Annotated in this window: 4 protein-coding genes and 1 pseudogene; 2 read left to right on the plus strand and 3 right to left on the minus strand. The window is 67.4% G+C overall.

The window, feature by feature from the left end; all coding sequences use genetic code 11:
- Positions 1-116: 116 nt before the first annotated feature.
- Both RDU12_RS09695 and RDU12_RS09700 read left to right on the plus strand, forming a co-directional pair.
- Positions 117-1,670, plus strand: a complete 1,554-nt coding sequence (locus RDU12_RS09695) for a site-specific DNA-methyltransferase (protein ID WP_308684522.1) — start codon at positions 117-119, stop codon at positions 1,668-1,670.
- Entirely contained in the window at positions 1,670-4,255 is a 2,586-nt protein-coding gene (locus tag RDU12_RS09700; protein ID WP_308684523.1) for a DEAD/DEAH box helicase family protein, read from the plus strand. The genes RDU12_RS09695 and RDU12_RS09700 overlap by 1 nt, the downstream gene beginning before the upstream one ends.
- A 5-nt stretch (positions 4,256-4,260) precedes the next feature.
- On the opposite strand, the gene RDU12_RS09705 is transcribed toward RDU12_RS09700, so the two are convergent.
- From RDU12_RS09705 to RDU12_RS09715, 3 genes and pseudogenes are all read right to left on the minus strand, one after another.
- Entirely contained in the window at positions 4,261-4,962 is a 702-nt protein-coding gene (locus tag RDU12_RS09705) for a hypothetical protein (protein WP_308684524.1), read from the minus strand.
- A gap of 222 nt (positions 4,963-5,184) precedes the next feature.
- Positions 5,185-7,146 (minus strand): RNA polymerase sigma factor RpoD, encoded by a 1,962-nt coding sequence (gene rpoD, locus RDU12_RS09710; RefSeq protein WP_300292714.1) that lies wholly within the window; start codon positions 7,144-7,146, stop codon positions 5,185-5,187.
- Positions 7,147-7,213: 67 nt separating this feature from the next.
- Positions 7,214-7,721: pseudogene (locus RDU12_RS09715) on the minus strand (DNA primase); the annotation flags it as partial.

Consider the following 7,721-nt stretch of genomic DNA (forward strand, 5'->3'; position numbering starts at 1 on the left):
AGCTCCCCCGTCTCCTCCCTGTCGCGCAGCGATGGGGAGGGGGACCGCGAAGCGGTGGAGGGGCTAGCGGCCGTCCCCCGCTTGCAACGCCCCCGCGAACCGGGCGATGACAGCCCATGCCCACGCTTTCCTGGTTGACCCGCGACGAAGACCTCAAGACCGCCGGCCGCGCGCCCTATCGCCTGTTGCAGGAGGCGCCGGAGCTGGGCCACGGCGACCCGGACACGGGCAATATGCTGATCCAGGGCGACAATCTGGAGGCGCTGAAAAGCCTGCTGCCCTTCTACGCCGGTCAGGTGAAATGCATCTACATCGACCCGCCCTACAACACCGGCTCGGCCTTCGAGCATTACGACGACAGCCTCGAGCACAGCCGCTGGCTGGCGATGATGTGGCCCCGGCTGGAATTATTGCGTGAGCTTCTATCCGAGGACGGTTCGATCTGGGTGTCGATCGATGACAACGAGGGGCACTATCTCAAGGTCGTCATGGACGAGGTCTTCGGGCGGAAGAACTTTATAGGTAATGCAATTTGGGAGAAAGCTGACAGTCCGCGTATGGACGCCGTGACCTTCTCATATCGACACGACAACACGCTGTGCTTTGCCCGGGACGCGGAGAAGCTGACGTGGAATCGGCTCACCGTCGACCAAGCACCCGCTCACTACGACAAGGTCGATGGAGAGGGCCGGCAATACTATCTGAAGCCCCTGCGCGCCATGGGAGGACAAGGCGACAGTCATGCCGCCCGCCCGACGCTCTACTACGCGCTTACAGCACCTGACGGCACTGAGGTATTTCCCGTCCGCCAAGACGGATCGGATGGCGCTTGGCGATGGCGTAAAGAGAAGACCGAGGAAGAAAGCGACCGCATCGACTGGATTCAAGGCCGGGCCGGATGGACGCCGTACTATCGAATTTATGCGGACAGCGGATCAGGACGGCCCGCAGAAACTATCTGGCGTCAGGATGAGGTTGGCAGCAACCGGACTTCGAAGGCTGAGATTAAAGCGCTCTTTCCGGACAACTCGCCTTTCGGCACCCCCAAGCCTGAAGGCCTCCTCGAACGGATCATCCATATCGGTAGCAACCCCGGCGACCTCGTCCTCGACTCCTTCCTCGGCTCCGGCACCACCGCCGCCGTCGCCCAGAAGATGGGCCGCCGTTACATCGGCATCGAAATGGGCGGCCACGCCGTTACCCACTGTCAGCCACGCCTGACGAAGGTCGTGGACGGCGAACGGGGCGGCGTCTCGAAGGCCCGCAATTGGACCGGCGGCGGCGGCTTCCGCTTCTGGCGTCTCGGCCCTCCCGTGTTCGACGATGCGGGCCGGCTTACGGCCGACATCGTCTTCAACACGCTGGCCGCCCACGTGTGGTTCAGCGAGATGAACCGGCCCCTCGACCCCGAGGTCAAAGGCCCGCTGCTCGGCGTCCACGGCGACCGCGCCGTCGCCCTGCTCTACAACGGAGTGCTGGGCGACAAACGCCCCGCCGGCGGCAACGTCCTGACCCGCCAGACGCTGGCGATCATCCGCGAAGGACTTCCGTCCGATTTCGACGGCGACCTGATCGTCTATGGCGAACGCAGCGCCCTGACCCCGGCCACCCTTGCGCGCGAGCGGATTGCCTTCCGCCAGACGCCCTATGATGTGAAGGCGCGCCGCTGATGCAGTTGAAACCCTATCAGGACGCCGCGATCACGGTCCTTCGGGACTTTCTCGCCCGGGCGCAGGAAGTCGGCCCGGCCGCCGCCTATGCCGAGATCACGGCCCGCCCCGAAATCCGGGAGCGGCTCGGCCGCTACGCCAAACCCTACACCCCGCCCAAGGGTCTGGAGGACGTGCCCTACGTCTGCGTGCGGCTCCCGACCGGAGGCGGCAAGACGCTGCTGGCCGCCGAGACAGTGCATGTCGCGCGCGACGCGGGCCTGAACCGCGATTATCCGCTGGTGCTGTGGCTGGTCACCTCGACCGCCATCCGCGCCCAGACGGCGGACGCCCTGAACAACCATTGCCACCCCTATCGCGCCGCCCTGAACGAAGCCTTCGGCGGCAATGTGCGGGTGTTCGACATCGCCGACTTCGCCCAGGTCCGGCCGCAGGACCTGGGCGGAAACGCCTGCATCATCGTCGGCACCGTCCAGGCGCTGAAGGTCGAGAACACCGAGGGCCGCAAGGTCTACGCCCACCACGAGGAGATGGAGGCGCATTTCAGCCGTCTGCCGTCGGCCCTGCTGGACGCCCATCCCGATCTGGAGCGTGACGCGGCCGGCAAGGTGAAATTCTCCTTCGCCAACCTGCTGCACCTGAACCGGCCGCTGATGATCGTGGACGAGGCCCACAACGTCGTCACCGGCCTGTCCGACATGATGCGGAAGCGGGTGAACCCCAGCGCCGTGGTCGAGTTCACCGCCACGCCCAAGGGGCGCAGCAACATCCTGTTCAACGCCACGGCCGCCGAGTTGAAGGCCGAGCAGATGATCAAGCTGCCGATCGTGCTTCAGGAGCACGCCAGTTGGCAGGGCGCCGTGGCCGGGGCGGTCGAGAAGCGCGCGGCGCTGGCGAAACTGGCCGAGGCGGACCGCGACTACATCCGCCCGGTCGCCTTGTATCAGGCCGAACCGAGGGACCGCGAGGTGACGGTCGAGGTGCTGAAGCAGCACCTGATCGACGACTGCAATGTGCCGAAAGACCGGATCGTGGTCGCCACGGGCGATCAGCGCGGGCTGGACGGGATCGACCTGCGAGACCCCGCCTGCAAGATCGAGCACGTCATCACGGTTCAGGCGCTGAAGGAGGGCTGGGACTGCCCCTTCGCCTACGTCTTCTGCTCGGTCGCCGGGATCAAGAGCGCCACGGCCGTCGAGCAGTTGCTCGGCCGCGTGCTGCGGATGCCCTATGCGACCCGCCGCAAGGCGGCGGAACTGAACAAGGCCTACGCCCACGTCTCCGAGCCGACCTTCTACGCCGCCGCCACCGCCCTGAAGGACGCCCTGATCGACATGGGCTTCGAGGATGGCGAGGCCGAAGAGGCCATTGAACACCCGGAACTGCCGCTGGGCGAAGGCCTGCTGTTCGAGCCTGTGCCTGAACCGTTCCGCTTCGACTTTCCGGACACGCCCGAGGTGCGGGCCGCCTTCGCCGAAGCGGGCATCGCGCCGACCCCTTCGGCCTCTGGCGGCTTCACGCTGACGGCGGCATCCGTGGCGACGCCCGGCTTGGCCGCCGCCCTTATCAAGGCGGCCCCCACGGCGGCCGCCGCTCTCGCGCCCCGGCTCGCGCAACTCGCGCCTGCGGCGCGCGGCGAGGTCATGCGCGTGCCCCGCCTGATGACCGAGGTGCAGGGCGAGCTGGTTCTGGCCGATCTTGAGGAGCTGTTCGCCCTTCATGACTGGAAACTGGCCGACAAGCCCGCCGAGGTGCCCGGTCTGGTCGACGCCCTGACCGAGACGGTGAACCGCTTCGAGCTCGATGTGCAGGGTGGTCGGGTCGTCTTCGGCCCCAGCGGCGCGACTCTGGAGATGTTCTCCGAGAGCGAGGTCGAGGGCTGGACTCCGCAGTTCCTCACCGCCTGGCTCGATCGCCAGATCGTCGCCTGGGATCTGGCGCAGCCGGATCGAGTCGGCTGGATCAGCGCGGTGGTCACGCGGCTGATCCGCGATCATGACCTGACCGTGCCGACCCTGATGAGGATGAAGTACGTCCTCGCCCGACGGCTGAAGACGCATATCGACGCGTTGCGTGAGGCGGAACGCCGGAGTGTGGCCCAGGAATTCCTCTTCGCGCCTGCGGCGCCCGTTCGGACCTTGGCCAGCGAGACCTTCGAGTTCCGCCTCGGCATGTACGACGATCAGCCCGCCTATCGGGGCGGCGAACGCTTCTCCAACCATTTCCTCGACCGGGTTCCCGCCTTCGATGGAAAGGAGGGCGGGGAAGAAATTCAGTGCGCGCGGATGCTCGACAATCTCAAGGGCGTGAAGTGGTGGGTCCGGAATGTTTCCAAACACCCCAGCTCCTTCGGGCTCCAGACTTCAAAGGACCGCACCTACCCGGACTTCGTCGCCGAACTGGACGACGGCCGGATTTTCGTTGTCGAGTACAAGGGCGCTGATCGATGGGCCGACGCGGCCGAAGATCGGGCCATCGGCGCCGCTTGGGAACGGGCGGGCGGCGGCCTCTACCTGATGGTGGGCAAGCGTGTGGAGGGGCTCGATATGCTGGGCCAGCTGCGCAAGAAGCTGGGACCGTCCTGACCCCCTCACACCTCCTCCTCCCAATCCTCCCCCATTTCCCGCCGCCACCCGCACCCCCGCTCGTGCTGCCGCTGCATCCCCCCGTCCGCGCTCCCCGGCGGCCGCGGCGGCCACAGCGCGCCGGCCTCATCCCAGTAGCGCTCCGCCCAGCCCCCGCTGACCCCGCGGGCGAAGTCCAGGGCCGCCTGTTCGGGGCCCAGCACCCGGGCGCGCCAGCGCAGGGCCGAGGCGGCCCAGCGGTCGCCGAGGTCGTAACCGGGGTCGCTCAGCAGGGCCTCGGCCATTTCCCGGGCGCGCGGCCCCCAATAGGCCTCCAGCCGCCGGGTCTCGGCCTCGCGCCAGGCTTTCATCGCCTCGGGCGAGGGCTCGGGCCGGGGCAGGGGCGGGGCGGCGCGGACGGCGCGGGCCAGCCGCTCGGCGTCGGCGATCAGGCTCGCCGCCGCTTCGGTCCGGCCCTCGTGGAGGGTCCGACCGACGCGGGCCAGCAGGGCCCTCAGCGCCTCGGCCGGGTGTTCGCTGCGCCTGACCGCCTCGGCGTGCTGCGTCCGCGTCCAGCCCTTGCGGGCGGCGCGCTTGCGGATGCCGTTGACCGTCAGATCCAGCCGGGCGGCGATCGAGGCGGCGCTCTCGCCGGCCAGATAGGCCTCCTGCGCCAGGGTCCAGGTCGGCTGGCCGGGAAACCGGCGAATGCGCGGCGGCTTGCTCATGGAGGGAAGCGTAGCGCGCCGATGCGTCAGGATCGGACGTAGGGCGCGCGCATCTATCTTATAGACAACCCCCTGTCCCCCTCTCGTCCCCGTCTGTCCCGCCCCTGTCCCGCCGACAGGGACAAAACCGGCAGGGACAAACCGGGCCATTCCGGACGCGAAAAGGGCCCGGCGTCACCACCGGGCACCTGTTGCCTGCTGCCTGCTGCCTGCTGCCTGGCCTCAGCTGTCCAGGAAGCTCCGCAGCTTCCGGCTCCGGCTCGGATGCTTCAGCTTGCGCAGCGCCTTGGCCTCGATCTGGCGGATGCGTTCGCGGGTGACCGAGAACTGCTGGCCGACCTCTTCCAGGGTGTGGTCGGTGTTCATGCCGATGCCGAAACGCATGCGCAGCACCCGCTCCTCGCGCGGCGTCAGCGACGCCAGCACGCGGGTGGTGGTCTCGCGCAGGTTCGACTGGATGGCCGCGTCGATCGGCAGGACGGCGTTCTTGTCCTCGATGAAGTCGCCCAGGTGGCTGTCTTCCTCGTCGCCGATCGGGGTCTCGAGGCTGATCGGCTCCTTGGCGATCTTCAGCACCTTGCGGACCTTCTCCAGCGGCATGGCCAGCTTTTCGGCCAGCTCCTCCGGGGTCGGCTCGCGGCCGATCTCGTGCAGCATCTGGCGGCTGGTGCGGACGATCTTGTTGATCGTCTCGATCATGTGCACCGGGATGCGGATGGTGCGGGCCTGGTCGGCGATCGAGCGGGTGATGGCCTGACGGATCCACCAGGTGGCGTAGGTCGAGAACTTGTAGCCGCGGCGGTACTCGAACTTGTCGACCGCCTTCATCAGGCCGATGTTGCCTTCCTGAATGAGATCAAGGAATTGCAGGCCGCGGTTGGTGTATTTCTTGGCGATGGAGATGACCAGGCGCAGGTTGGCCTCGACCATTTCCTTCTTGGCCTGACGGGCCTCGCGCTCGCCCTTCTGCACCGTCTGGACGATGCGGCGGTAGTCGTCGATGGGCAGGCCGGCCTCGGTGGCCACGGCGGCGACGTCGCCGCGGATCTGGGCGATCTGGGCCTTTTCATTGTCGCTGAACTTGGTCCAGCGCACGCCCATGTCCTTGACGTTGTCGGCCCAGTTGGGGTCCAGCTCCTTGCCGAAATAGGCCTTGAGGAATTCGGGGCGCGAGATGCCGTAGCTGTCGGCGAGGCGCAGCAGACGGCCTTCCAGCCCCATCAGCCGCTTGTTGATCGCATAGAGCTGCTCGACCAAGGCCTCGATGCGGTTGTTGTTCAACTTCATCGTCTTCAGGCGGCCCGAGATGGTCGCCGTCAGCGTGTCATAGGCCTTCTGGTCCTTGGCGTTCAGGGTCTCGCCCTTCAGCCGCGCCTCGACCAGCTTGTCCTGCAGCTTGCGGAAGCCGCCGAAGTCCGCCGCCACGGCGTCCAGCACCTCCATGACGCCATCGCGCAGCTCCGCCTCCAGCGCCGAGATCGACATCCCGCCGCCATCGTCGAAGTCCTCGTCTTCCTCGTCCTCCTCCTTGTCCGCGTCCGTTTCCTGGGCCTGGGCCGCCTCCTTGGCCTCAGGCGAGCCGGGCACGGGTTGCTGCGGCTGATTGTGCGGCAGGGACGAGGGGTTGAGCACGCCATAGGTGGCGTCCAGGTCGATGACCTCGCGCAGCAGGATGCGGTTGTTGGCCAGCTCGTCGCGCCAGACCATGATGGCCTCGAAGGTCAGGGCGCTCTCGCACAGCCCCGAGATCATCGCGTCGCGGCCGGCCTCGATGCGCTTGGCGATGGCGATCTCGCCCTCGCGGCTGAGCAGCTCGACGCTGCCCATCTCGCGCAGATACATCCGCACGGGGTCGTCGGTGCGGTCGTACGCCGCCTTGGCCGGCGTCTCGGCCACGGAGGTCTCGGCGGTCGCGGCGACCTCGCCGCCCTCGCCTTCCTTCTGCTCGGCTTCTTCCTCGGCCTCGACGACGTTGACGCCCATTTCGGACAGCATCGCCAGCGTGTCCTCGATGGCGTCCGGCGTCACCTCTTCGGACGGCAGAACCTTGTTCAGATCCTCCATCGTCACATAGCCGCGCGCCTTGGCCTGTTTGATGAATTTCTTGACGCCGGCGTCGGTTAGGTCGAGCAGCGGACCGTCGCTCTGGGCTTCGGCTTCCTGCGTCTCGGTCTGCGCACTCATTCAGTCAATCTCCGGATGGAGGGCTGATCAGGCCGTCCACCAATACAACGTGTGGCGAGGTCGTTTGTTACGAACTCGCGCTGTCTTCCCAAATCTCGCCGGTTTTGATCGCGCGACGCAGGACGTCGCGCTCGGCCTTGAGCCGGCGAAACGCCTCGTCCTGCCCCGGCACGCCACGCGCCGAAGTCAGGGCATCCTCCAGCGCCGCCACGCGGGTGAGCGCGTCGAACGCCTGCGACCATCGGATCCGCGCCTCGCCGAGGGGCTTGTCTGCGGCCAGGAAGGGCGCGCCGGACTTTGCCGCCGCCTTCTCGACCTCGTGCATCAAGACGCCATGACCCGATTGCGCCAGATGGCGTCGGAGGGCCGCGGAGTCAAGGTCTTGCCCCGAGAAGCGCAGCCGCACCATCTCCTGCGCCAGCCCATCCAGCGCCGGATCGCCGAAGCCGTGGGCGGCGATGGCCTCGAGATGATCGTCCATCCGCTCGGGGTCGCCGCCGCCCTGGCCCACGGCGCCGCGCCCGTGGACCTGCTGGTCAAGGCCGCGGTCGGCAACGCGATCTTCCTCGTCCTGG

The sequence above is a fragment of the Brevundimonas sp. genome (genome assembly GCF_031082345.1).
Classification (GTDB): Bacteria; Pseudomonadota; Alphaproteobacteria; order Caulobacterales; family Caulobacteraceae; genus Brevundimonas.